Source organism: Aquimarina ulvae (genome assembly GCF_053613295.3).
In genome coordinates this window covers 195993-221088 of record NZ_JBSIBP030000007.1, presented here as the reverse complement: position 1 = coordinate 221088, position 25096 = coordinate 195993, and the positions used below count along the sequence as shown (strand labels likewise).

General features: G+C 32.3%; 26 protein-coding genes. 16 read left to right on the top strand and 10 right to left on the bottom strand.

What is annotated here, in order from left to right; genetic code table 11:
- The 9 genes from ACWGOQ_RS16405 to ACWGOQ_RS16365 form a co-directional block, all read right to left on the bottom strand.
- Positions 1-1050 (bottom strand): hypothetical protein, encoded by a 1050-nt coding sequence (locus tag ACWGOQ_RS16405; RefSeq protein WP_452059228.1) that lies wholly within the window; start codon positions 1048-1050, stop codon positions 1-3.
- A 1-nt stretch (position 1051) separates the two neighbouring features.
- Positions 1052-2095, bottom strand: coding sequence for a hypothetical protein (locus ACWGOQ_RS16400; protein WP_452059227.1), 1044 nt, complete (start codon positions 2093-2095; stop codon positions 1052-1054).
- 7 nt (positions 2096-2102) lie between these two features.
- On the bottom strand, positions 2103-2363 hold the full coding sequence (locus ACWGOQ_RS16395; protein WP_458202830.1) for a hypothetical protein: 261 nt from the start codon (positions 2361-2363) through the stop codon (positions 2103-2105).
- A 28-nt stretch (positions 2364-2391) separates the two neighbouring features.
- Positions 2392-2847 (bottom strand): hypothetical protein, encoded by a 456-nt coding sequence (locus ACWGOQ_RS16390; protein ID WP_452059225.1) that lies wholly within the window; start codon positions 2845-2847, stop codon positions 2392-2394.
- 27 nt (positions 2848-2874) lie between these two features.
- On the bottom strand, positions 2875-3498 hold the full coding sequence (locus ACWGOQ_RS16385; protein ID WP_452059224.1) for a hypothetical protein: 624 nt from the start codon (positions 3496-3498) through the stop codon (positions 2875-2877).
- On the bottom strand, positions 3495-4076 hold the full coding sequence (locus ACWGOQ_RS16380) for a hypothetical protein (protein WP_452059223.1): 582 nt from the start codon (positions 4074-4076) through the stop codon (positions 3495-3497). The genes ACWGOQ_RS16385 and ACWGOQ_RS16380 overlap by 4 nt, the downstream gene beginning before the upstream one ends.
- A 31-nt stretch (positions 4077-4107) precedes the next feature.
- A complete protein-coding gene (locus tag ACWGOQ_RS16375; RefSeq protein WP_452059222.1) occupies positions 4108-4680 on the bottom strand; it encodes a hypothetical protein in 573 nt (190 codons plus the stop codon).
- A gap of 691 nt (positions 4681-5371) precedes the next feature.
- Positions 5372-7555 carry a tetratricopeptide repeat protein gene (locus tag ACWGOQ_RS16370; RefSeq protein ID WP_452059221.1) on the bottom strand — a complete coding sequence of 728 codons (2184 nt, stop codon included), beginning with the start codon at positions 7553-7555 and terminating at the stop codon, positions 5372-5374.
- 387 nt (positions 7556-7942) lie between these two features.
- Positions 7943-8443, bottom strand: coding sequence for a DUF456 domain-containing protein (locus tag ACWGOQ_RS16365; RefSeq protein WP_452059220.1), 501 nt, complete (start codon positions 8441-8443; stop codon positions 7943-7945).
- Between the two features lie 154 nt (positions 8444-8597).
- Here ACWGOQ_RS16365 and ACWGOQ_RS16360 point away from each other — a divergent pair, with 154 nt between their 5' ends.
- The 14 genes from ACWGOQ_RS16360 (at position 8598) to ACWGOQ_RS16295 (ending at position 21555) form a co-directional block, all read left to right on the top strand.
- Positions 8598-9008, top strand: coding sequence for a hypothetical protein (locus ACWGOQ_RS16360; RefSeq protein ID WP_452059219.1), 411 nt, complete (start codon positions 8598-8600; stop codon positions 9006-9008).
- Positions 9009-9305: 297 nt separating this feature from the next.
- Positions 9306-11078: a M56 family metallopeptidase gene (locus tag ACWGOQ_RS16355; protein ID WP_452059218.1), complete on the top strand. Its 1773-nt coding sequence runs from the start codon at positions 9306-9308 to the stop codon at positions 11076-11078.
- A 28-nt stretch (positions 11079-11106) separates the two neighbouring features.
- Entirely contained in the window at positions 11107-13206 is a 2100-nt protein-coding gene (locus ACWGOQ_RS16350; protein WP_452059217.1) for a peptidylprolyl isomerase, read from the top strand.
- A 35-nt stretch (positions 13207-13241) separates the two neighbouring features.
- A complete protein-coding gene (locus ACWGOQ_RS16345) occupies positions 13242-13613 on the top strand; it encodes a BlaI/MecI/CopY family transcriptional regulator (protein ID WP_452059216.1) in 372 nt (123 codons plus the stop codon).
- Positions 13600-14784: a tetratricopeptide repeat protein gene (locus ACWGOQ_RS16340; protein ID WP_452059215.1), complete on the top strand. Its 1185-nt coding sequence runs from the start codon at positions 13600-13602 to the stop codon at positions 14782-14784. Before ACWGOQ_RS16345 ends, ACWGOQ_RS16340 begins: the two co-directional genes overlap by 14 nt.
- A gap of 124 nt (positions 14785-14908) precedes the next feature.
- A complete protein-coding gene (locus tag ACWGOQ_RS16335) occupies positions 14909-15388 on the top strand; it encodes a hypothetical protein (protein ID WP_452059214.1) in 480 nt (159 codons plus the stop codon).
- A gap of 49 nt (positions 15389-15437) precedes the next feature.
- Positions 15438-15995, top strand: coding sequence for a crossover junction endodeoxyribonuclease RuvC (ruvC, locus tag ACWGOQ_RS16330; protein WP_452059213.1), 558 nt, complete (start codon positions 15438-15440; stop codon positions 15993-15995).
- Between the two features lie 57 nt (positions 15996-16052).
- A complete protein-coding gene (gene hemW, locus ACWGOQ_RS16325) occupies positions 16053-17189 on the top strand; it encodes a radical SAM family heme chaperone HemW (protein WP_452059248.1) in 1137 nt (378 codons plus the stop codon).
- 38 nt (positions 17190-17227) lie between these two features.
- Entirely contained in the window at positions 17228-17980 is a 753-nt protein-coding gene (locus tag ACWGOQ_RS16320) for a cyclase family protein (RefSeq protein WP_452059212.1), read from the top strand.
- Positions 17977-18333 (top strand): DUF4260 domain-containing protein, encoded by a 357-nt coding sequence (locus tag ACWGOQ_RS16315; protein ID WP_452059211.1) that lies wholly within the window; start codon positions 17977-17979, stop codon positions 18331-18333. Before ACWGOQ_RS16320 ends, ACWGOQ_RS16315 begins: the two co-directional genes overlap by 4 nt.
- 1 nt (position 18334) lies before the next feature.
- The gene (locus tag ACWGOQ_RS16310) at positions 18335-18958 is read left to right on the top strand and encodes a DUF4230 domain-containing protein (protein ID WP_452059210.1); all 624 of its coding nucleotides are present in this window, start codon (positions 18335-18337) and stop codon (positions 18956-18958) included.
- Positions 18955-19260, top strand: coding sequence for a GNAT family N-acetyltransferase (locus ACWGOQ_RS16305; RefSeq protein ID WP_452059209.1), 306 nt, complete (start codon positions 18955-18957; stop codon positions 19258-19260). Before ACWGOQ_RS16310 ends, ACWGOQ_RS16305 begins: the two co-directional genes overlap by 4 nt.
- 110 nt (positions 19261-19370) lie before the next feature.
- Positions 19371-19727, top strand: a complete 357-nt coding sequence (locus ACWGOQ_RS16300; RefSeq protein WP_452059208.1) for an MmcQ/YjbR family DNA-binding protein — start codon at positions 19371-19373, stop codon at positions 19725-19727.
- Between the two features lie 58 nt (positions 19728-19785).
- On the top strand, positions 19786-21555 hold the full coding sequence (locus tag ACWGOQ_RS16295) for a MutS-related protein (protein ID WP_452059207.1): 1770 nt from the start codon (positions 19786-19788) through the stop codon (positions 21553-21555).
- On the opposite strand, the gene ACWGOQ_RS16290 is transcribed toward ACWGOQ_RS16295, so the two are convergent.
- Positions 21532-22392 (bottom strand): AraC family transcriptional regulator, encoded by an 861-nt coding sequence (locus tag ACWGOQ_RS16290; protein ID WP_452059206.1) that lies wholly within the window; start codon positions 22390-22392, stop codon positions 21532-21534. The two genes, ACWGOQ_RS16295 and ACWGOQ_RS16290, sit on opposite strands and share 24 nt — an antisense overlap.
- Positions 22393-22530: 138 nt before the next feature.
- Here ACWGOQ_RS16290 and ACWGOQ_RS16285 point away from each other — a divergent pair, with 138 nt between their 5' ends.
- The gene (locus ACWGOQ_RS16285; protein ID WP_452059205.1) at positions 22531-23451 is read left to right on the top strand and encodes a dihydrodipicolinate synthase family protein; all 921 of its coding nucleotides are present in this window, start codon (positions 22531-22533) and stop codon (positions 23449-23451) included.
- Positions 23452-23487: 36 nt separating this feature from the next.
- On the top strand, positions 23488-25071 hold the full coding sequence (locus tag ACWGOQ_RS16280) for an aldehyde dehydrogenase (NADP(+)) (RefSeq protein ID WP_452059247.1): 1584 nt from the start codon (positions 23488-23490) through the stop codon (positions 25069-25071).
- Positions 25072-25096: the final 25 nt, after the last annotated feature.

Here is a 25096-nt window from a genome sequence, read left to right as displayed (position 1 = left end):
CTATTCACTATAATGTTCTTGTATTTCCTTTAAAACCTTGTATACGGTTTCATCATTATTTTCTCCAAACCTCCTGTCCCAAAAACCAAAAGGCCAAGAGATATAGTACGTTTCAGGAAATTTCTTTGAATGAAAATTAATAAACGTCGAATCCTGTTCATCGTATTTGGCATAAAAGGCTCTATAACCTAACTCTTTTGTGATTTTATCGTGTATGTCAATTAAATCGTCTACCACCGGTTTACAAAGTTCATCGTATTTTGATTTTGAAAAAAATGTATATATAAACGCCTTATTTTTAGTCCAAAAATTCTCTATGTTGTTCTTTGATCTAATTGTTGATTTTATCTTTCTTTGAATGTATGCCGTATTGCCTTCTTCTTCAATATATTTATAATGCGCTGGTGACATTTCTGTGCCATTGGTACTATAATTGCTTTTTTCGTAGGTAACGGGGATGATTGCAGTCGCTTGATAATGCGGTGAATTGTAATAATCTTTCTCCTCAATGTACCCGAATACGATATTAAATACCTTGTTCCAATATTGCTGACTGTATTCTTCGTTTTCAAATTGTGTTATGACCGTTTCTTTTAAAATATTCTGCATTGAAAAATCATCTTCATCAAAACTTTTTGCAGAGCTTAATAATGATGTTTCATAGCCCATGATGCCATTTCTGTTTTCTTTCCACTCGCTTAAAAGGGTAAGATCCTCAATAGAGAATCTAAGTTCTTCTAATTCATTTTTTAAACTATTAATGTAGGGTTCACTACCTTCTGTTTTAAACATGTTTTGAGGTGCTAAATATTCGTCATTTCTGCTTTCCAGACGTCTATATTTATCATATTGATATTTAAAAAACATTGCTGAAGCAATAACAAAAAGTACAGTCGAGAGAAGCATTGCTATAGAAAAAAATGTATGTTTTAAATATCCTTTTTTTTGAATGATCAGAATAAGAACAATAACAAAGCAATAGGTAGTCGATACTTTTATAACCATTTCTGTAAATGGAGATTCCCAAAATAACTGGTCTAATGTATTCATTCTAAAGTTGCTTTGTAACTTTTAGATTAAACAATGGAGTAAATAGATCTATAGGATTTTCGTTAATTACACGTATCAGATACTCTCCTTTTTTTAAGGTTTTACTATAGGATGTACATAATTTATGGTCTTTATTAATGTACTCATCAATAGTATAAAACTGATCATTTCGAAAAACGGAGAACTCTGGTTCATATCCTTCTATTTCCGGCTTTATTTCAATAAACAACTTCATCTTTTCTTCTAGAGTTATTAAAAAGAATATCGCTCCTCCAGAATACCCATATTCTTGTGTGGATTGAATAGCAAGCCCTTTGGAACCCACTTCATTTTTTTCAAATTTTGGTTCAAAGAAATGAATCATTCTTAAACTACCATTTTCCTGCTTTTTTTGATAACTATAAAAACCGCCACAAAATTGAAAGCGTATCAATGGGGATTTTTCTTTAAGATTTATATAATACCTCAAACTCATAGGGAAAGTGGTATTAAACCACTCTCCATTATGAGTTTGGTCAGTATAATCAGTATGGTCCAAGTAAATTTCTTTTCTCGTTATTTTAGCTGGATAAATTCCAGCAATAACATTCCAACGATCTTGGTCTTTACGCAACTCATCTCTAATTTGATTTTTGGAATAGCCTTGATATGTAAAAAAACTAGTGACAAAAGATCCATTTTTCCTGAAAACCAAATTCTCAATCCCCATACTCTTCTCAAAACCAAAATGTACAAAACTTCCCTTTTCCAATTTGTACAAAGGTTTAAAATCACCAAATTTATTAGAACAGCCTACACACTCTGTTGTATAAAAGTTTTCTAAAAAAGGTGCTGACTTTTTCCAAGTTTCTAATGTTGTAATTGTATTCGTTTTTAAAAAATCTTCAACAACATTATTACTTTTGGAGTTATTTATTATTTTTTTATTTTGATAGCTAATGCTATTCAAAGTTTTGAAAATCTCAGATTCTTTATTTGGTACTTTTAATGACTTACAAGATAAAAAAGTAACAATAAACATGAACAATAGCGTAGCTCTCTTCATTATGATATTATTTATAGAAAGTTAAAAAACGCCAGTCTGCTTGCCCCCATAATTTCCAATAGTTGGGTTGGTTTTTTAAAAATACTAAACTGACTAGAGCAATATGAAGGTCGTTGTTACTTACGAAATTAGAATCCAGACTTTTTACAGTGGGTCTGGATTCTTGGATTCTAATTCTATACTCTTCTTTACTTAATAATCTTTGATCATACCAGACAGTAGCGTCGAGATATTTATGCAATAATGTAATTTTAAGTTCTAAAACCATTTCTGATTTAAGAGGTTATAACTAAGTTTTAAGATTTATTTCTTTTAAGTAGAGATCCAATACCAACATCGATAGTCTGTTCTTCTATTGCGAAATTATCTTTTACGATATTTTTAACCTCTTCGTAAATTGGATCATCGCCACCATAAATAAGCCTTATTATAAATTGACCTATAAGACCAACCTCTTTGTATAAAAATCGTAACCAACCCGCTAACTCTGCAGAACTAAAACGGATACTCGTATATTGACCATTTTCGCTAGTTGGATCTTTTACTTTCTCTACAACCACGACGAACCTGTGATATGGATTCTTAATTACAGTGATTGCATCTTCTGCTTGACCATTCATCATTTGACCTGCAATAGTGCTAGCTTTTCTTGAAGATTTATAAGTGTATTTATCTTTTAATTTGTCTTGTATTAATTTTTCTACATCTTCTATTGATGGATTCTCAATTGCTTTATATACTGTTACTTTCATGTTTTATATAGTTTTAGTTATTCTGGGTTACTTATCAAATACGTCTAGACCTGCTGTGGCAACTAAATTGCCATCTTCGTTTGTTTTAAATTGAAACTGATACAAATAATTGTTATCGATTTTTTTTCCATAGAAGGTACGTTTCCTGGTTTTTTTGTCAGTATTAAGGGTAATGTAATGTGTTATTTTACCAGAGGTTTGATCTACTGACATTTCATAACGGTGTATGCGGTAGTTAGAAAACTCATCTGTTTCTTTTTCTATCAAAGCAACCGCTTGGTTGAAATAGGTGGATGACTCATCCATGTTAAAAGCACTTACTGCTTTTGTTTTTGGCTTATCTTTTAAGTCTTGTTTAGATTCTGGTTTATATAGTTGACCCGTTACATAGTCGTAAAACCATATCTGTTCTTTGTTGTTTTCTGGAAAAAAAATATAGAACTGCCCTACAATCTCTAAACTATTAGACCTATCATGAAAACTTAACCTTATTATTTGTTTATCCTTATCAAAAGTGTTTTCCAGTTTATTTTTAATGGCTTCTAGACCTTCGGGAGTTGTTAGTATTGGTGCATTACTATTGCCAGAACAATTTGTAAAAAGTGCTAGCAAAAACAGATAGCAGATGATAGTATAGTAGTTGTCTCTCATTTAGTTTCTAATTTTAAGGTTTTATCAGGGTTCATCGTAAATTTATACTGACCATAATTGGTTGTTCTCATTCGCCCACTACTTGTACTATTGATAAAGTAATTCAAATCAAAATCGGCGTATATATTTCCTTTTTTATCTGTTCTAAACACCCAATAGTCCAAATGATACTCTTGATCCTCTTTAAAAAGCTCAAGCGTCTTTAATATTTCCAGTGCCTCTTGATATTTTGTAGCAATTAGAGATACTGGAGCTTCTTTCATTTTAAAGGCTTTTTTATATTTGTATGAAAACTCGTGTTGTTTCGATGGGTCGCTAAATGTTTTACTCGAAATATCGAATGTGTCATTGAAATAGCTCCCTTTTAATTGATAGTCATAACGAATGTTTCTTATTTCGCTTGTTAACTCGTCTGCTGAAAAGGCAAGGCTGTAAATATCAGCATCTGTATCTAAGTTTTCTGCTATGATTGCTTCTAACTTTTTTACCCCATCTTCGTTAGTAAGAGTTAGCGAATCAAAAAAATTACAAGAGACACAAAACAGTGCGATGCATAAAAAGAATAAAATGTTTTTCATTCGTGTTTGATTTAAATAATTAAAAAAAATGTTAATAATCCATATCTATAAAAGACCCGTCCAAAGAGTAGCTGAAAGTAAATGAAGTACCTCCATTTTCTGGTTCTAGCTTTATGATATATTTTGCTTTTTCAAGAGCTCCGTTTTTCGGAAGTTTTATAAAAGCTAACTCCATATGCGGATTTTTCATATTCTTTTCTTCGATTAGCCTTTTTTTGGATGTTTCTATGAGTTCACCCAGCTTTTTAAGATTTATGTCATCGCTAAGCTGAAACATATAATCTGCTGCTTGTGTGCCCTGAGGTACCTCTAAAGTAATTTCGGTATTTTGTCTCCAGGAAGTATCGGAGCTGTATACAAATTGCCCCATCTTTAAAGATGCCGGGTTTTCAGTTACTGTAAGACTTATCATAATCCCATCATCCTTAGTATGTGAAATGTTCAAATCAGTATAGTAAGCATCATTACCAAATTTATCTTTAAGATCTTGTTCTATGGCCGAAAAGCCATCTATAGTTGTGGGATGACTGCTGGTTTCCCTTCCGCAAGAGGTTAGCCATAAAATTGTTAAGATGATTAATACTACATTTTTAATAGGTTTCATTATTTAAAACTTTTAACTATCTCATTTTAGAGATAATATTTATCCATTTCTGTTTTTTTAAAGGAGTAACAATGTCTTCGAACTATCACAAATTTTGTGTTACAGCAATCCAACCAATTATATCCCCAAAGGATTTACCTTAGCTGGAAGTTTGACTACTTTGCTTGGAAAAACTTTATATTATCTGTGTTTTTTCATGCTTTCGAGTGTAAAGGTAGACAGCTACTTAAAAATGTGAGATAGAGAACCTATTTCCGTACCTTATGAATATATAAGCGTATGGATTTAAAGAATATGCGTTAGGATATTTATTAGAAATGACATTGGTAAAATTATTAACGAAATAAAAACGTCCTTCCTCAATCCTTTCTTTAATGGTATGAAGGCAAAAATTCTCCCTTTTAAAAGGGAGATATGGAGGGATGGTGTAATATAAAACTCACTACAAAAAGCTAAAAGCCTTTGCACTGAAGATATAAACGGATATTGTATTATAAAACTTAATTATCTTTGGATTAAATGATTTTAGACTCCAGTTTTGTTCAAACTCTTTTTTATTAAACTTATTTGTTTTTTTAGGATATTCTAGGCCTCTTTTATGGCTAACATTCCCAGACTACAGTTCTATTTTATTTCTATAGATTCAGTACTCTTTTTCTAATATACACTTTGTATTCTAAGACAATTGATTTTATAAAATATCTTTTTTATATGGAATAGTCAAGGTTACAATTGTTCCTTGTTCATTATAAACTGTTCTATCCTCAATCTTCATATCGCCATTGCTCTTAAAATATTTTGATAATATCTTCAACCGTTCTGCAGTTATTGTTGTCGCCAACGATTTCTTAAAACCATTTCCAATATTTTTTTTAGCATTAATCCCTACGCCATTATCGGTTATAGTACAAATTAATGATTTATTGATAAACTTAATACAAATGTCGATTTTTCGATTATCAACTTTATCCTCAAAACCATGTTCTATTGAATTTTCTACAAAAGGCTGAATTAACATTGGTGGAATCTTACATTGTGATGCATCAATAGCACTGTCGACTATAACAGTATACTGAAATGCTAGACTCGCTTGTAAATTTTGAAGCTCTAAGTATTTGTTTACCCCAATCAACTCTTGTTCTAATGTCACCAACATGTCTCTAGAGTTTTCTAATGTAATACGTAACAACTTAGAAAATTTTGACAGATAAGATATCGATTTTTTATTCTCTTTATTCAATATCATACCTTGTAATACAGATAGGGCATTAAATATAAAATGCGGTGTCATCTGTGAGCGCAATAATTTTTGTTCAATAATATTATTTTTGGTTTTGGACTTAATATCTTTTAATTTTTGATAAAAGATGATAGCACCCAATACAATAGAAATAAGTAATACTCCGATAATAGCTAATAAGTAATTTTTTTGAGATTTTTCTAAATTTTGTGAAGTAGTGAGTACTGTTTTAGTAAGCTTTAGTTCTCTCATACTTGCCGAGTCTAAAACCTGCTTGTATTTATATTCATATTCAAGCGAGGTAATCTTTTCAATATTTTCTTTGTTAAAAAGACTATCATTTAAGAGTTTTAATATTTCATGGTTTACCAACGCTTTTTCATATTTCTTGGTAACTCTATAGATATTGTATAGTAATTCCGCAGCTTTTTTTTGTACTTCTAATAGTTCTGATGCTTCTGCAATATGTTTGCCCTTATTAGCATAAGAAATTGCTTTTTGATATTGTTTTTCTTGTAAAAAAGTTTCTGAAATTCCCAGGAGACTAGCAGACAAAACGTATTTATTGTCTATTTTTCGACTAATATCTTCAGCTTCTTCAAAATCTTTACGAGCATTTAAAGGCTTCTTCAATCGTAAATTAATTTTACCTATACTTTCAAGACACAGTGAGATACTTCTTAAATCGTTGGTTTCCCTACTTGTTTCTAAAGCATTTTGAAAATACCCCAATGCCTTGTTGTATTTTCTTTTACGTAAATAAATATCTCCAATATTATTATTGTTGCTCGCTACCAGTTTTTTACTCCCTATTTGTTTAGCAAAACTTAAGGATTTTTTATGGTATTCAAGAGCTTTACCGTCTTTTTTTAAAAATCTATAGACCTGCCCCAGACTATTGAATAAATTAGCCATGGACAAAGTGTCTGCCATTTTTTCCTCGTATACTAAAGATTTTTTAAGATTTTTAATCGCAAGTGGATAATTTCCCTGAGTCATATACACAGTGCCCAAATTATGATGTACATAAGAAATTCCATCCTCATCTTTTGTAACTTTGCTTTGTATTAAAGCTTCTTTGTAATTTGAAATAGCACTATCGTATCTACCTAATTCAGAGTACACATTTGCAGAATTTATTAAGCAAGTAATAAGGTTTCTTTTGTCGTCCAATTTTTTATAAATCTCAGTAGCTTTCTTATAATTATCTAATGCGTCATAATATTGGGCCAAATCATAATTAGTAATACCAAATGAAACGTAAATATCTGCCATTCCACTTTTATCTTGTATGGACTTATACTGTTCTAAGGCCTTTTCAAAAAAGTCTAAACTTTTTTTGTAATTTGACTTCCTGTTTTCCAGTATTCCTCTTATAAAAAAAACTTTCGCTTTTCCTTTCGCAAAATTCAAAGTGTTACTTAAACTCTCAGCTTCATCTAGGTAGTATCTGGTTTTTTCCACATCACGCTGAAAATTAGAGTACGCCAACTTATACAATAAAACAACCTTGGTAGTATCGTTTGCGTTATGTTGTTCTAACGCTGTTTTTAGGCTATCAATTTTAGGATTTTGTGAAAATAATGTTGTAGTAAACAGTACAAAAAATAGTAGTATTTTAATGGATAATGCCATAATATTATTATGTAATTTATCTAGGCAATGTAATAAGATAATCTTGGATAATATAAGTATAGACAAATGAATAATTTGTCATTAATATTACTTGTGTTTCACATATTTTCAATTAATTGAATTAGTGCGTGAAAGTAGAATAACTATTTTTGAAATTATAAGTAAGGTAGATGAAGTAAAATGGTCTTATTAGTTTAAAAACTAAGCAGGGTTTTAAAGATGGGTTTTTGGTAGATATTGATAGTTTTTTCAAATTTCAATTCTGTTAATTGCTTGATGTCAATTAGTTATCGAAACGCGCAAAAATTAAGATGATTTGTGTGAAGAAAAAGAGCGTGGAGACGCTCTTTTTTGTTTACTATATACATTCATAATTCTTTTTCAAGATTAAAATAATACTCCCCAATATTCCCAGACCTTATTAGTATATAAAACAAGAAAGGCAATAGAAACTACAAATTTTATAAAAGTACCTGCAAGAAAGCCGAGAAAAGATCCAAAAGCAGCCTTTAAAGCTTTGGAAGAATCATTATGATCTTTAATCAATTCTCCAATAAATGCTCCTGTAAAAGGACCAATAATAATCCCAAAAGGACCTAAAAATAATAGCCCCACTATTAATCCAATAGAACTGCCTATCATCCCATATTTAGTGCCTCCAAATCGTTTGGTACCCCACGCAGGGACTATATAATCTAATACCCATACCAATATAGAAATACCCAATGTAACCCCCAGAAAAGTACGGTTTTGCGGAGTAATACTCGTAAAATGAAGTATTAACAAACCAATCCAAGATGTAAAGGGACCCGGCAATATTGGAAGAAAACTTCCAATAACCCCAACAAGACATAAGATAAAACCAATAATTACTAACACTATATCCATAGTAACCAATTAGACTGTAAAGAGTATCTTTTGTTACGTAATCATCAACTATTATTAAAATTAGTTAAAATTCATATAACGTAAAATAAGCAAAGCCGTTATACATTTGTGACTACAAGTAAAACTTTAAAACCAACTAATCTACCTCAAAATTATGAGACCTTTCTTGATAGTCCTTCCTTTTCTATTCTTTGGATCTAATTTTTATGCACAATATCAACCTACTACACTCAAATGTAAAAACAAAGCCATAGAACGTGTTCGAAAACATTGTGTTTGCAAGGATATCGAACAGTTTGCTAAAGAAAACTATAACATAGTATCAGTTTCTTCATATGCGCAATCTGGCTTAAACCGCATTTATACCAGATTCAATATTTCTAAGGAGGGTCGAATCGAGAATCTACAGGTTAAGGGGTTCTCTCCAGAATTAGAAAAAGAAGCCATTAGAACATTGATGTCATTTCCAAATATTATTCCAGCTACTAACAGATCTGTACCAACCAAAGATTTTTATAACGTACTAATTCAGTTCGAGGTTAAAAATACTATTACGAATCTTTAAGAAATAATTAAACTTGTGCAAGGTATTTAGGTCATTCCCTGAATTGTTGTTATGACTATTTAGAATCTTCTAATAAGTACTTATTCGTTAAAACTTGATTTTTTTAACTAAAAACTTAGTTAAATTAAAAAAAAACATATATTTGCTATTCAACTAATATTTTAGTTGAATAAATATAATTATTAAAAAAATAATATTTGGGGTTGTCGATCGTAGTCTGTTTTACTCGTTTTAAGAACTAATAACACCCAGACTCTATTTTGTCTTAACAACTTTAATAATTTGTAAAATAAAAATATGTTTCATTACCTACTTCAAATCTTGATATTTCAGTTTCTTTTTCTACTGATTTATGACATCTTACATAAAAAGGATACATTTTTTAATTGGAATCGATTATATCTGCTAATAGTTCCATTTTTATCATTGATACTACCTTTCATAGAAATCGATCTTTTAAGTTCAAGTTCTGCAGAAATCTACGTATCGAATATCGAACGAACTATTATAACCTCTACACAGAACACAATCTTTAATGTGAATAAAATCGAGACCGCTTCGAGGACATCTTCGCAGCCTATCAATTGGTGGATAGCACTGTATCTTTTTGGAATAGTGATTGCCTCAATAAATCTTACTCTCAAGCTCCATAAACTCCATATCTTAAAAAACATTTCGAACATTACCAGAGCATTTGATAAAAGAATTATCATACTTCCTAATAGCGCCCACGCATTTTCATTTTGGAACACTATTTTTATAGGAGATTCCTTAACTGAAGAGCAAAAGAAAAACATTATTTCACACGAACTTGTTCATGTAGATCATAAACACACTATTGATCAATTAAGCATCGAGGTATTAAAAATGTTACTATGGTGGAATCCATTGATCTATATTTATCAAGCCAGAATTACTTTACTACATGAATACATTGCCGACTCGGTTACCATACACAAAGTCAATCAAAAAAGCTATATAGAACAGTTATTAAATGATGCTTTTCAAACAGAAAAAATAACGTTTATCAATCAATTTTTTAATCAATCATTAATCAAAAAACGAATACTTATGTTACAAAAGTCCCAATCAAAATCCATTGCCAAATTTAAATATCTACTGCTAATTCCGGTAATTACAGGTATCCTCACCTACACTTCGTGTAAAGATCCTGATACTAATGAAACCCTTACTATACAAGAGGATGAAAACAGTAATAAAAATGGAATTTTAGTAAGTAATCAACCAGCTTGCCTAAATCAAAACGCTAAATATAATCAAGAATTGGATAATTATTTAAAAATCACAAATGGTAAAAATTCTGATATTATTGCTAATCTAGTTGCTATCGAAACTAATGAGGTTATTCGCGCGGCCATTGTATATAAATCTCAAACATATTTTATAAGAAACATACCAGAAGGTATATATCGTATCGATGTTATTTATGGAGATCAATACACCGAAAAAGAAACTGACGGTTCTTGTAGCGGGTTCTTTGAAAAAGAGTCTCTAAGAGAAGTAGGAGAAGATATTTTAGACTTTAAAACTATAAATAGTGAGAAAGGCAAAGACGTACCATCTTATAGCTGGCAGGTAGACTTATTGCCAAAAAATGATAGTAATAATGAAACTTTTGATACAGCATCTCTAAAGTCCAATAATATTTCTACGGAAGAAGCTGAACCCCTTTGCGCAAACCGAGGAGATACTAAATACGATTACAAAATTGATAATTATTTGAAATTTACCAACGGAGAAAATGCTGATCTGATCGTTGATATAGTTTCTAATCAGACTTCTGAAGTGGTAAGAACAGTCTATTTACCCAAAAACACAGCATATTTTACACGAAATATCCCAGTTGGGATTTACCATTTAAAAATTGTTTACGGAGAAGGTTATGAGGAAAACTCAAAAGATGGAAAATGCGAGCTATCCTTCAGAAACAAATTAAAGGAAGAAAAAGGAGAAGATATTTTAGACTTTACCGTAATTAAAACACCAGAAGGCATTAATATACCCTCCTATTCCATTACGCTGGATATGCTGGAAGAGCATAAAGATTAATAGAGAAAAATAATTAAAACTAAGCGATATGCTACAATACATAGTGCAAACCGTATTATTTCAGCTAATATTCTTATTGGCGTATGATCTGTTTCATAAAAAAGATACTTTTTTTACCGTTAATAGAGTGTATCTTTTGGTTACCTCTTTTTTGTCGTTGACGCTACCATTTATACAAGTCGAGAGTATTCAGAAAACAATTCCCGATGATTATGTAATTGATTTGCCTACTGTTTTTATTGGTGGGAGCACCGCTCATAATCATATAATTAAAGCAGTAGAATCAGCTTCAACTCAAACCCCGGATATAAATTGGTGGGTAGTGATCTATACCATCGGTGTTTGTATTGCAGTAAGTATGTTTATAAAAAAAATACTTATTATCCGCTCTCTTAACAAAAATTCTATCAAAGATAAGATCAATAAATACCGGGTAAGGACACTAGTCAATAGTAAAGACGCCTTTACGTTCTGGAATACCATTTATATAGGTAACCGACTGTCTGAAAAAGAAAAGGAACAAATCTTAATTCATGAGATTGTACACCTAAAACAAAAACATACAGTAGACCTCATATGGTTTGAATTTATTAAAATTCTTTTCTGGTTTAACCCAATGATTTATATATATCACTCCAGAATCATTGCTCTACACGAATATATCTCTGATGCATCGGCCATTAAACTTCTGGGTAAACAACAATATTATGAGCAACTGCTCAACACCAATTTTGAAACTACAAACGTAAAATTTACCAATAATTTCTTCAATCATAAATTACTTAAAAAAAGAATTTTCATGCTTCAAAAAACGAAATCAAAAGCAAAGGCTAGGCTAAAATATTTAGCAATTGTACCATTACTGGCGGTGATGGTAACATTTACAGCCTTTTCTCAAAAAGCAATTTCTTTGGCTACTATTTCTAGCGAAAAAATAACTAATGAAATTAAGGAATTGACCAATTCAGTATCAACTGAAGAAACAGATAAAAAGATCAGCGAGAGAAAAGAACGTATAAATCATATTGCGTTGGATCAAAACAAAAGCCAACCAGAGATTTCTGAAACTGTAAACGAAAAACCCGACAATAAAGACACACAAAAACCTTTACAAACTATCAAAAGAGATTCTTTATCAAAGGTGGATCGCAAAATTGTAGATCAACTGCTTGACATCAAAAACGATATTATCAAAAATGGGAAAAGTTTTGCCAGTCGCGCCGTATTATACTCTGAAGATCCTGGATCAAAAGGAAATGGCGGATTCTATTTTGTTCAAAAAGACACCCCTTTTCATGAAAATTTTAAGAAAGTCGCTTTTAGCTTAGGAGAAGGAGAAATTTCCGAACCTTTTAGAACACCCTTTGGATGGCATATTCTTACTGTAGAAAAAATAAAAGCAGATGGAGTTGATACACGACATATCTTAATTATCAGAGAACAAAATATTCCTTTTGCTGCTGTTGAAAAAGTTCCTATGACTCAGGAATGTAAGGACCTTACAAATCAGGCATCAATAAAAAAATGTGTCTCACAAGAAATTAGCCAATTCGTAAATAGAAACTTTAATATTGAAATTGCAGAAAAAATGGGATTAACAGGAATAAATAGGATTTATGTAAGATTTAAAATCGATTCTGCCGGATATGTAACTGACATAAAATCTCGTGGGCCAGCTCCAGAATTAGAATTAGAAGCCAATAGGGTAATAAAATTACTTCCTAAAATGATTCCTGGAGAAGCTTCAGGAGAAAAAGTGAATGTTTTATACTCACTACCAATTGTTTTTAAAATAGCTCCTGAAACTAAAACAGGTCTGGAGAAGAAAAAAGCAAAGCTTACTGAAAAGTCAGTCTTGACCGAGTCTTTGTCTTTTATTGGCGGACATGATGTGAAAAATGGATATTATTTGATAACTAATATTTTCAAACGAAAAAATTATTTTGATAAAGGAATAGCAAAACTGAAAAAGCAAGGACTAGACCCTAAGTCTTTCAGGAATCCTAAAGATGAATATATTTATGTATATCTAGACAGGTATGAAACTTTAGAAGAAGCTAAAGCAATGCTTTTTTCTGATCTCGATGGTCGATACAAAGGAGATATGTATATCCTTAAAATCCAATAACATACAAAACGCTAAGACAAAATATAATCAAACAAATGAAACAACTTACCAAAGCAGAAGAAGAAGTAATGCAACTTTTATGGAAGTTAAACGAAGGAAACGTGGCTGCAATCATAGATAAAATGCCACAACCTAAACCTGCATACAATACCATCTCTACGATTATTAGAATTCTAGAAAATAAAGAATTTGTTTCTCATCGTAAAGAAGGTAAGGGATATATATATTTTCCACTCGTTAAAAAAGAAGAGTATAGCAATCAATCCTTAAATAAGTTGATGAATAATTACTTCAACGGATCTTTTAGAAATATGGTGTCTTTCTTTGTAAAGAAAAATGATATGAATATCGAAGATTTGGAAACGATACTGAAAGAAATCAATAAAGAAGATCATGATAATTCGTAAGCAACTAATTTCAGTTTTTCTAACAATTATCTTCGCTTTTTTAGAAGCTAGAGGTCAAACTCCTGATCTAAAAATTGCCGATAGTCTTTATATCCTAGAAAATTACTCTGAGGCTATTAAATTTTATCAAAAAACATATCCAAAGAACCAATATATTCTTTCACAAATCGCGAAAGCTCACAAAGCAAAAGGTACATATCTGGATGCTTTACATTATTATAAAAATGCTATTGATAAGGATACTACTGTAACCTCTATAAAGCTAGAATATGCTAAGTTATTAATGACTACAAATAAATTCACACAGGCCGATAGTGTCTATTCGGATTTAGTAGTAAAATATGCGAAAAATCCTAATTTTCAGTATCGCCTAGGATTAGCCAAAGAAAAACTGAAAGATTCTACTGCAATATCTTATTTTGAAGAAGCTTTCAGACTTGATAGTACCCATCAAAAAAGCTGTTTTAAAGTATCGATGCATTATCTTAGAAAAAGAAAATACAACAAAGTGTCTGATATTGCGAACAAGGGTCTCCTATCTTATTCTGAGAACCCTGAATTAATTAATGTTTTAGCTCAAAATTATCTTCTCAGAAAATACTATGCAGAAGCTATACCGTATTTCGAAAAACTAATTTCATTAAACTACAGAAATGAATTTATACACGCTTCTTTAGCCTGGTGCTATCAAAATAATTTTGATTATGCAAAAGCAATTGAGCAATATCAGGAAGCTCTACAATATAACGATAAAGTGCCGCTAAGGTATACTCGTTTAGCTGACACCTATGTTCGTATGGGTAAATATCAAGAAGCCCTGGAAAACTACAAATTAGCTCTAGAACTAAAAGATCTTCCCATTGATGTAGATATACTAAACATCGCTATGACCTACAGGCATCAGAAGAAATGGCAAAAAGCCATAGAACAAGCTACATTGGCATTAAAGGAAAATCCTGAGTCTGTCAGGGCACAATACCAATTAGCTGCCTTTGCAGATGCTTACTATAAAGATCCACAAACTAAATTGGGGTATTACAAGTTGTTTATAGAGAAATTTGGAAATGAATCTAATGATGCAAAGAATTATTTCAATTTTATTGTCAAAAAGAGAATCACCCAGCTCGAAGAAGAGATTGAAACTAATAAAAAAACCGCTGAGAAGAAATAATGTCTTTAGATGTATCAAAACTGTACTTTTCCAACTAGTATTATATCAACCTTCTAAATAAAAAACTTTAATTTTATACACTTAAAAATACATCACGTACTTTTAAAACTATTAAAATTAATTGATGATTAAAAAGAGTTGCTATATATACCTGCTAATTTTTACGTTTTTTTCTTGTGACAGTTTTATAGTCAAAAAAGAGAATCAAGAAAAGGTTTTAGAAGAAAAGTGGAATGAAATTGACAAAAATCAAGTTGATGAACCTCCACTATTTGAAGCCTGTGAACACATGTCCGAAGAAGAACAGAAAAGTTGTTTTCAAGAAACTATCAATAAACATATTAGCAAACATCTAGCGGATCATACAATTACTGTAAAAGAAGCAATAAATGACACTGTGTGGGTGCCCATCTTAATAACTAAAAACAGTGAGATCATACTAGAAGATTTCTCTGTGCCAGAAATGATACAGTCTCAAATTCCTGATTTTAGAGTACTAATACAAGAAAGTATTCAAAGCCTTCCACGGGTTGACGCAGCACACACCAGAGGAACTCCTACGTCCGCTAGGTACAAATTACCGGTAGTTATAAAAATTGATTAGTGCCATTGCTTCGTTTGAATTATGTAGCTTTGTAAAAATTCACAATTTTTTGGAAAATGAAAAAATAATATTGGGTATCGATCCCGGAACCACTATTATGGGGTTTGGATTGATTAAAGTAGTAAAGAAAAAGATGTTTTTTTTACAACTTAACGAATTGCAACTCAGCAAATATGACGATCATTATTTAAAATTAAAACTAATTTTTGAACGAACCGTTGAACTTATAGACACTTATCATCCTGACGAAATAGCTATTGAAGCCCCTTTTTTTGGCAAAAATGTACAATCTATGTTAAAACTGGGTCGTGCGCAAGGAGTAGCTATGGCCGCAGGATTGAGCAGAGAAGTGCCTATCACCGAATATTCTCCAAAAAAAATAAAAATGGCCATTACTGGTAATGGTAACGCCAGCAAAGAACAAGTAGCCAAAATGTTACAAAGCCTTTTACAACTTAAAACCTTACCTAAAAATCTAGATTCTACAGACGGATTGGCTGCCGCAGTTTGCCATTTTTACAATATGGGTCGATCGGATATTGTTGGTAAAAGCTATACCGGTTGGGCTGCTTTTGTAAAACAAAATGGAAAAAGAGTAAAAAAGTAATTACTAATTTCGACAAAGAAATTAGAATCGTAAAGTACAAATCTAAAATTTTATATTATCAGCGGCATCTACATACATATTCCATTTTGCAAACAAACCTGTCACTACTGCGACTTTCATTTCTCTACTTCTACCAAGAAGAAAGATCAGATGGTTTTTGCATTATGCAACGAAATCAAACTACGACGACCGGAAATTGATAATCATCAGGTTATTGAAACAATATACTTTGGTGGAGGAACCCCGAGTATCCTATCTGTTTCTGCATTAAAATTTATTATAGATACGATTTATGAAAACTATCTGGTTTCTGATCAGGTTGAAATCACCATCGAAGCCAATCCAGACGATCTAAACGAGGAGTATGTAAAGTCCTTAGCATCTACAGAAGTAAATCGCTTAAGTATTGGCATTCAGTCTTTTTTTGATGAAGACCTGAAACTAATGAACCGGGCTCATAATGCAAAAGAAGCTAGTGATTGTTTATCAATGGTCAGTCAGTATTTTGATAATTTTTCAATTGATTTGATCTATGGTATTCCAGGAATGTCTTCAGAACGCTGGAAAGAAAATCTAAAATTTGCGCTGGAGACTAAAGTTCCACACATTTCAAGTTATGCATTAACTGTAGAACCAAATACTGCATTGTCATCTTTTATTGAAAAAGGGGTGATTGCTCCTGTGGAAGATGAATTAGCTGAAGAACATTTCAATATCCTTGTAACTGCTATGGAACAAGAAGGTTTTGAATATTATGAGTTTTCTAATTTCGGAAAGCCAGGATATTTTAGCAAAAATAACACAGCCTATTGGCAAGGCAAACACTATCTGGGTATTGGTCCTTCTGCACATTCTTATAACGGAGCACAACGGAGTTGGAACGTCAATAATAATAGTAAATACATCAAAGCACTGCAAGAAAATAAACTCCCAAGAGAAATCGAATCGTTGACTTTAACAGATCAATATAATGAATATGTAATGACAGGATTGAGGACTATTTGGGGAATTTCATTACAAAAAATAGAAGATAATTTTGGCCTTACTTATAAAGAATACTTATTAAAGCAAGCCCAGAAACATCTCGATGAACACCTGTTATTTTTAGAAAAGGATACATTAGTAGTTACCAAAAAAGGAAAGTTTTTAAGCGATGGTATTGCAAGTGATCTTTTCTTGTTAAATTTAGGGTAACTAGTTCTTTTGACATACAGCTAGCTTAAAAAAATGATATGATTGCCACAATACACTATAAAAAGCACCCTTTCAAAATCAATTTATTAGAACCTTTGGATATATCCATACCATTGACAGCAAACGAAGAAAATGTGAATGCGTGGTATATTTCTCCTCCTAAAATAGAACCTGTTAAAGATGGCGATTGGACGGGTAAAGTTTCTGAAGGTGCTTCTACCAATTTTAATAACATTTACTTTAATCCACATGGACACGGAACACATACAGAATGTGTTGGACATATAACTAAAGAATTTTACAGCATAAATCACGTATTAAAACAGTTCTTTTTTACAGCAGCACTTATTTCAGTAACTCCAAAAAAACAAGGAGCAGATTTAGTTATAACAAAAAAAAAAATAGAAGAAGCGATACAACACAATCCCGAGGCCCTTATTGTTAGGACTCTTCCTAATAACAAAGAAAAGCTCAATAAACAATATTCTCATACCAATTGGCCATATCTATCAGAAAAAGCTGCGATTTTTATTAGAAAACAAGGAATCAAACACCTTTTGATTGATGTCCCATCAGTAGATAAGGAAAAGGATGATGGTAAATTACTAGCGCACAAAGCTTTTTGGAACCACCCAAAAGACACAAGGTTTGAAGCCACCATTACCGAAATGATCTTTGTAAAAAATAATATACAGGATGGGGATTACATATTGAATCTTCAAATTGCACCTTTTGAAAACGATGCGTCCCCCAGTAAACCAGTTTTGTACAAAATACTAAAACCATCATGAAAACTACCTTGCAATTAGAAGAATTCGCTATGTTTGGGTTGGGCATTTATTTGTTTAGTCTACTATCTTTTCCGTGGTGGTTATTTCTGGCTTTGTTTTTGGTGCCAGATATAGGGGTGTTAGGGTACCTTGCCAATCGTAAAATTGGTGCATTTACGTATAACTTATTTCATCATAAAGGTTTGGCCATTTTGATATACTTGTTTGGAGTATATCTATCAAATGAGCTTATACTGCTGCCCGCAATTATCTTATTTTCGCATGCTGCCTTTGATAGGGCTTTGGGGTATGGGCTAAAATTCGAAAAAGGGTTTAAATTTACACACCTCGGCGAGATAGGTAAAAAGAATTAATATGGAATTATTATTTGTTGGATTAATAGCTGGATCAATTATTGCATATCTAATCTTTAGCAGGTTTAATATTGCAAGGAGAAGAGCTGCAACCAGAACACAATCTACCGTTTTAATGGAAAAGATTAAAAGGGTTTGCAAACTTGTTACCGTAGAAGGTGACTTTGCTGAAATTTATCACTATGAAAGCGTTAGAGATAAGTTTCTAAAAGCTTTGATAGGTAAGAAAAAGGCGTTGATTCTTATCGATGCCAAAGCTCATGTTGGGTTTGATTTATCAAAAGTTAAACTAGAAAGTGATACTAAAAATAAACGTATTATTATTTCAAAATTTCCTGAACCAAAATTACTAACTATAGAAACTGACTTTAAGTTTTATGACATGAAAGAAGGATGGCTTAATCCTTTTACCTCTACAGATATCACTGATATCAGTAAAGAAGCTAAACAATTTATCAAAGATAAAATACCACAAAGTAGTCTTATAGACTCTGCAAAGCAAGAGGCGTTAACTGCCATTTCTCTTATGGAGACACTCGCAGAATCCATTGGCTGGACATTAGATTACTCTGCACTAGAACTAAACCATGATAATGACCAAAAGCGTCTCAACCAAAAACAATGAGTATTACTATCCCCACAGACAAAGCAAAATTAGATATTGACTTTATTTATCAATTCCTAACCAATACGTACTGGGCAAAAGGAAGAACTAAAAAAGAAGTAATAAAAAGTATCAAACATTGTATTAATTTTGGCGTTTATGTAAAGGATCAGCAAATCGGTTTTGCCAGAGTGCTTACAGATTATACCGTGTTTGATTATCTAATGGATGTCTTTATTATAGAAAAATACAGAGGAAAAAGATATTCCAAAAAATTAATCAAAACAATTTTAGAACACCCAGAATTGAAAGGAGTTCAGTGATGAATGTTAGGGACTGATGATGCTCACGGATTATACAAGCAGTTTGGTTTCGAAACCTTACCTGATCCGTCAAAGATAATAGGTAAGATGAATACATAATGATGTAGTATATGAATATCGAAGCTTTCAGGGATTATTGCCTGTCGAAAAAAGGAGTAACTGAAGAATTTCCGTTTGATGAAACCACCTTGGTTTTTAAAGTTATGGGTAAAATGTTTGCGTTAACAGGACTGAATAGGTTACCCTTTAGTGTAAACCTAAAATGTGATCCAGAAAAATCTATAGAGCTTAGAGAATTTCATCCAGAAATTGAGCCCGGATATCATATGAGTAAAAAACATTGGAATACTGTTAACTTTTCTGATAGTTTAACTACTGATATGTTACACGAATTGATTGATCATTCTTATAACTTGGTCGTAAATGGCTTAACCAAAAAAGCAAAACAAGAACTAGAAAATTTGTAACTAAAAAAATAGAAGGGAAAAAGATTCATATTTTTGAATTCTCCTTTCCAAAACACTTATGAACAACTCGCTAAAATTCTATACATCACAAATAGAAATATATCATCTATCCTTAAAAGCTGCAAAAAAACAACTAACCATCTCCAGTATGATTCGCTTTTTTGTTTTTTTAGCCATTGTTGCAGGGGTTTATTTTGGGTATCCGAATACACAAATTATTATTGGAAGCATCGTAATTGGTATCACAATCTTTATTTTTATGGTACAACGCCACAGTAATTTATCATACACGAAAAATAAGCTTCAGAAGTTAATTGATCTCAATCAGTTAGAACTTGATGTTTTTGAAGGAGATTACAGCAAACTATCTACAGGAAAAAAATATATAGACCCTTCTCACCCATTTAGTCATGATATTGATTTGTTTGGAGATAGATCCTTCTTTCAATACATCAATCGTACTGCAACCAACGCAGGAAAAAACAAATTAGCGGCTTTATTAAAAAGTAATGATATTATAGATATAGCACGCAAACAGGATGCAATCAAAAATCTATCTAAACTATTCAAGTGGCGACAGGAATTTAGTGCAATCGCATCTTTGGTCAAGGTATCAGTTTCGGTTCCGGTTATCCGCAAATGGTTACAATATTATACTCCTTTTGTGCCTAAAATAATGCGAATACTCCCTGCTATTGTTTCAGCAATTTCTCTGATTATGCTGACGTTATTATTTTTGGAAATTATTACGTTCCAAGTCTTTTTACTTTGGTTTTTTATCGGCTTGGGAATTACGGGATCTCAACTTAAAAAAATCAACATCTTATATAATGAAGCGAATAAAGTAAAGGATACTTTCGAACAATATTACAAGCTAGTAGAAAAAATTGAAAATAGCAGTTTTGAAGCTACTTTACTTCAAGAAAAACAACAAGAGGTGGTAAATGACAGCGAAAAAGCCTCTGTCATCTTAAAACAGTTTGCAAATATCCTCAACGCTTTTGATCAACGTAATAATATGATATTTGGCATTTTTGCAAATGGTTTGATCCTTTGGGATCTTATTCAATGCTATCGTATCGAAAAATGGATTGCCAATCATCAAAATAAAGTAGATCAATGGTTCGACGTTATTGCTTTTTTTGATTCTTTTAATTCATTAGGTAATTTTGCATTTAACAACCCTGATTATGTATATGCTGAGTTAACATCGTCTGGTGTTATTATAAAAGCAAGTGATTTAGGACATCCTATGCTCCATCCAGAAAAGCGAGTGGACAACGACATTACCATTGACAAAGAAGAGTTTTTTATTATTACAGGAGCCAATATGGCCGGTAAAAGTACATTTCTGAGAACTGTTGCATTGCAGATCGTGATGTCTAATATAGGACTACCTATCTGTGCAAGATCCTGCTCCTATAGACCAATTAAACTCATCACCAGTATGAGAACATCAGACTCACTAAGTGATGATGCTTCCTACTTCTTTTCAGAATTAACGCAGCTTAAAAAAATCGTTGATGCCCTTCAAAACGATGAGTACTTTATCATTCTTGACGAAATTCTAAAAGGAACAAATAGTAAAGATAAAGCAGCAGGATCTCGCAAGTTTGTTGAGAAATTGGTCAAGGCTAATGCCACAGGAATTATCGCTACTCATGATCTGAGTCTCTGTGAAATCGCCTCAGAATTAACTGAGGTGAAAAATAGATTTTTTGATGCACAGATTATAGATGATGAATTGTATTTTGATTATAAATTTAAAGATGGAGTTTGCCAAAATATGAATGCATCCTTCCTGTTAAACAAAATGGGAATCGTGTAATCTCTTTTTGTAATTAGAAGGAGTGCTTCCTTTTATTTCCTTAAATTTTCGATTAAAATTTGATAGGTTCTTAAATCCACTATTATACGATGCTTCGGATATAGTCATATCTGTTTCTTTAGATAATAATCTGCAAACATTTTCTATTCTAACCTCAATTAAAAATTGGAAAAACGTTTTGTTGGTACGTTGTTTGAAATAACGACAAAAAGCATTTGGTGTCATATTAGCTAAGTCTGCAACTTCTTTCAGCGAAAAATCTCGATTAAATTCATTCATCACAGCCTGAAATACAATTGCCATGCGTTTTCCTTCATTATCTGTATACGCCCTTTTAGAAATAAAGGAAGATATTGTTTCTATTTTAGCCGTTTTCAATAGTTTTAATATTTTGAGAAAAACAGTAAACCGATCTAATCTTTCCTTCTTCCTAACAATTTTAAGGAATAGCTTTTTCAATTTTTCCTTTTTTGAAAGCACTTTAATTCCGTACACCGAACTTTTAAAAAAACTTGAAAAACCCTCAAATTCAGGAAGTTCAAAAAAAACAGTACCAAATGATTCTTTTGTAAAAAAGAGAGAAATCATATAAGATGCTGTATCTGAAGCTGTACTTTGTAATACATGAGGAACATTACTTCCGAAAACCAAAATGTCATTTGGCTTATAATCAGTAATAGTATCACCTACAATTAAACTACCTTCTCCAGATATAATAATGGATATCTGTATTTCTTCATGCTGATGGAATTTATCATATAAGACAATTTCCTTATCTTCTTGAACGATTAGCGTATCCGTTGAAGATTTTGGTATTTTAAAGGGTAAAACTTTCATTCATAGCATTATATACTTCAATATTAATCATATTCTTAAAAAGAAGCACAGTAAGAGGTAATATAATATTATAATGTGGTAATTTATAAATATCCTTACATTTAAATTGACAATATATTTGAATCAAAGATTAAAAGAATGATTATAAATTGGAAAGGCGTGATGCCAGCCGTTACTACAAAATTTACAGATGGGGACATTTTAGACCTAAAAATGTTTGCCACCAATATTGAAGCACAGCTATACGCAGGAGTCCATGGTATTATATTAGGAGGCACTTTGGGAGAGGCCAGTACCTTAAATAATGAAGAAAAGAGTGTGCTTGTTAAAACTACTGTAAACTTGGTACAAGATAAAATTCCGGTCATTATCAATATTGCAGAACAAAGCACTAAAGGGGCGATTAAAGCTGTACATAAAGCGCAGGAAGATGGTGCTCACGGGTTAATGATGCTTCCACCTATGCGTTATAAAGCTGGAGATAGGGAAACAGTTACGTATTTTGAAGAAGTAGCAAAAAATACGGATTTACCTATAATGATTTATAACAACCCTGTTGATTATAAAATCGAAGTTACGTTGGATATGTTTGAAGAACTATGCAAACTGGATAATATTCAGGCAGTAAAAGAATCCACTCGGGATATCTCTAACGTTACCCGAATAAAAAATCGATTTGGGGATCGGTTAAAAATATTCTGTGGAGTAGATACGCTGGCATTAGAAAGTTTACTAATGGGAGCCGATGGATGGGTGGCGGGATTAGTATGTGCTTTTCCAGAAGAAACTGTTGCCATTTACGAATTGCACAAAGCAGGAAGAATTAAAGAAGCGATAGCTATCTATCGTTGGTTTCTGCCATTGCTGGAGTTGGACATCAACCCTAAATTAGTACAAAACATCAAGCTCGCAGAAGTCGCTACAGGAATAGGTACTGAAAATGTACGTGCTCCCAGGCTTCCATTGATAGGAGAAGAACGTAAAAAAGTCTTGAGAATTATTGAGGATGGACTAAAAACAAGACCTACACTACCTAATTACAAATCATTGGTTTATTAAATTATTTATACAACAACTCATTAATCAGTCATTATGATCACCACCGGCAAAAACTATATTGGAAATCAACTATCCTCAGAAGGAACCAATACTTATAAAACTTTTAATCCAAAACTAAATATTGAAAATAATACTAATTTTTATGAAGCTAACTCACAAGAAATAGAAAAGGCCATATTACTTGCTTCTGAAGCATTTTTATCGTTCAAAAAATTTTCTGGTGCTAAAAAAGCTGAGTTTCTTAACGCCATTGCAGACGAAATTTTGGGGTTAGATGAAATCCTTATCGAAATGTATACATCCGAAACGGGACTGCCAGAAGGTAGAGCAAAAGGAGAGCGTGGCAGAACGATTGGACAGTTAAGAATGTTTGCAGAATTGGTTGGAGAAGGCTCTTGGGTAGAAGCAACAATTGATACCGCTGAGTTAGAGAGAGCACCTATTCCTAAACAGGATATTCGCAAAATGATGGTTCCTTTAGGTCCGGTTGTGGTCTTTGGAGCTAGTAATTTTCCTCTAGCCTTCTCAACAGCTGGTGGTGATACAGCAGCTGCTTTAGCTGCCGGATGCCCTGTCATTGTAAAATCACACCCTATGCATTCGGGAACAGGAGAACTCATTGCATCTGCGATCATCAAAGCTGCAAAAAATACGGGGATGCCTAACGGTGTCTTCTCTAATCTTAACAGTTCGGGAATAGATGTCGGTGTACAATTAGTAAAACATCCAAAAGTAAAAGCAGTAGGATTTACCGGTAGTATAAAAGGTGGCAGAGCACTTTTTGATTTGGCATCCCAACGACCAGAACCTATTCCTGTCTTCGCAGAAATGGGAAGTGTTAATCCGGTAATACTTCTTCCAAAAGCAACAGCATCTAAGGGAAAAGATCTCGCTAAAACATATGCGCAATCTATCACGCTCGGCACTGGTCAATTTTGCACAAACCCAGGTCTTATTTTAGGAATCAAAGGTGATGCACTTGATAATTTTATTAACATTCTTTCTGATGAAATTACCAAAATTGAACCGTCTTGTATGTTACACCCTAATATCATTGGCAATTACGAAAAAAATAAAACCAATGCATTGCAGCAAAATGGATTAACAGTAACTGCCGATTATCAAGATGACGTAGCCATAAATCACGCCAGACAAACAATAACTAAAGTTGAAGGAAAAACTTTTTTGCAAAACACAATTTTGCATCAAGAGGTATTTGGGCCTTTTTCTATGGTGGTACAATGTGAAGATACTAATGAATTAGAAACCATTATTAATACCCTTGAAGGGCAACTAACAGGAACTATATTAGCAGAAAATGATGAAATTGCCAATCATACTTCGATAGTAGACGCCTTGCAAAATCGTGTTGGGAGGATGATCTATAACGGTGCGCCTACCGGTGTAGAAGTTTGCCCTGCGATGCTTCACGGAGGTCCTTATCCAGCCTCTACAGATAGTAGATTTACAGCAGTGGGTATTCATTCGATCAAGCGTTGGGTTCGACCATTCAGCTATCAAAGCTGGCCAAATGCATTGTTGCCAAATGCGCTTAAAAATGAAAATCCTTTGGGTATTTCCAGACTAATTAATGGAAATCAAACAACAGATAAGGCGTGACTCCTTTGTCTGTAATAGACAATAC

Excerpts from the sequence above, each read along its gene's own strand:
- ACWGOQ_RS16305 (WP_452059209.1), top strand. The coding sequence starts at position 18,955 with ATGAGTATTACTATCCCCACAGACAAAGCAAAATTAGATATTGACTTT.
- ACWGOQ_RS16400 (WP_452059227.1), bottom strand. The coding sequence starts at position 2,095 with ATGAAGAGAGCTACGCTATTGTTCATGTTTATTGTTACTTTTTTATCT.
- ACWGOQ_RS16395 (WP_458202830.1), bottom strand. The coding sequence starts at position 2,363 with ATGGTTTTAGAACTTAAAATTACATTATTGCATAAATATCTCGACGCT.
- ACWGOQ_RS16360 (WP_452059219.1), top strand. The coding sequence starts at position 8,598 with ATGAGACCTTTCTTGATAGTCCTTCCTTTTCTATTCTTTGGATCTAAT.
- ACWGOQ_RS16340 (WP_452059215.1), top strand. The coding sequence starts at position 13,600 with ATGATAATTCGTAAGCAACTAATTTCAGTTTTTCTAACAATTATCTTC.
- ACWGOQ_RS16370 (WP_452059221.1), bottom strand. The coding sequence starts at position 7,555 with ATGGCATTATCCATTAAAATACTACTATTTTTTGTACTGTTTACTACA.
- ACWGOQ_RS16385 (WP_452059224.1), bottom strand. The coding sequence starts at position 3,498 with ATGAGAGACAACTACTATACTATCATCTGCTATCTGTTTTTGCTAGCA.
- ACWGOQ_RS16335 (WP_452059214.1), top strand. The coding sequence starts at position 14,909 with ATGATTAAAAAGAGTTGCTATATATACCTGCTAATTTTTACGTTTTTT.
- ACWGOQ_RS16285 (WP_452059205.1), top strand. The coding sequence starts at position 22,531 with ATGATTATAAATTGGAAAGGCGTGATGCCAGCCGTTACTACAAAATTT.
- ACWGOQ_RS16390 (WP_452059225.1), bottom strand. The coding sequence starts at position 2,847 with ATGAAAGTAACAGTATATAAAGCAATTGAGAATCCATCAATAGAAGAT.
- ACWGOQ_RS16320 (WP_452059212.1), top strand. The coding sequence starts at position 17,228 with ATGATTGCCACAATACACTATAAAAAGCACCCTTTCAAAATCAATTTA.
- ACWGOQ_RS16300 (WP_452059208.1), top strand. The coding sequence starts at position 19,371 with ATGAATATCGAAGCTTTCAGGGATTATTGCCTGTCGAAAAAAGGAGTA.
- ACWGOQ_RS16365 (WP_452059220.1), bottom strand. The coding sequence starts at position 8,443 with ATGGATATAGTGTTAGTAATTATTGGTTTTATCTTATGTCTTGTTGGG.
- ACWGOQ_RS16290 (WP_452059206.1), bottom strand. The coding sequence starts at position 22,392 with ATGAAAGTTTTACCCTTTAAAATACCAAAATCTTCAACGGATACGCTA.
- ACWGOQ_RS16310 (WP_452059210.1), top strand. The coding sequence starts at position 18,335 with ATGGAATTATTATTTGTTGGATTAATAGCTGGATCAATTATTGCATAT.
- ACWGOQ_RS16345 (WP_452059216.1), top strand. The coding sequence starts at position 13,242 with ATGAAACAACTTACCAAAGCAGAAGAAGAAGTAATGCAACTTTTATGG.
- ACWGOQ_RS16355 (WP_452059218.1), top strand. The coding sequence starts at position 9,306 with ATGTTTCATTACCTACTTCAAATCTTGATATTTCAGTTTCTTTTTCTA.
- ACWGOQ_RS16380 (WP_452059223.1), bottom strand. The coding sequence starts at position 4,076 with ATGAAAAACATTTTATTCTTTTTATGCATCGCACTGTTTTGTGTCTCT.
- ACWGOQ_RS16375 (WP_452059222.1), bottom strand. The coding sequence starts at position 4,680 with ATGAAACCTATTAAAAATGTAGTATTAATCATCTTAACAATTTTATGG.
- ACWGOQ_RS16350 (WP_452059217.1), top strand. The coding sequence starts at position 11,107 with ATGCTACAATACATAGTGCAAACCGTATTATTTCAGCTAATATTCTTA.
- ACWGOQ_RS16295 (WP_452059207.1), top strand. The coding sequence starts at position 19,786 with ATGAACAACTCGCTAAAATTCTATACATCACAAATAGAAATATATCAT.
- ACWGOQ_RS16315 (WP_452059211.1), top strand. The coding sequence starts at position 17,977 with ATGAAAACTACCTTGCAATTAGAAGAATTCGCTATGTTTGGGTTGGGC.
- ACWGOQ_RS16405 (WP_452059228.1), bottom strand. The coding sequence starts at position 1,050 with ATGAATACATTAGACCAGTTATTTTGGGAATCTCCATTTACAGAAATG.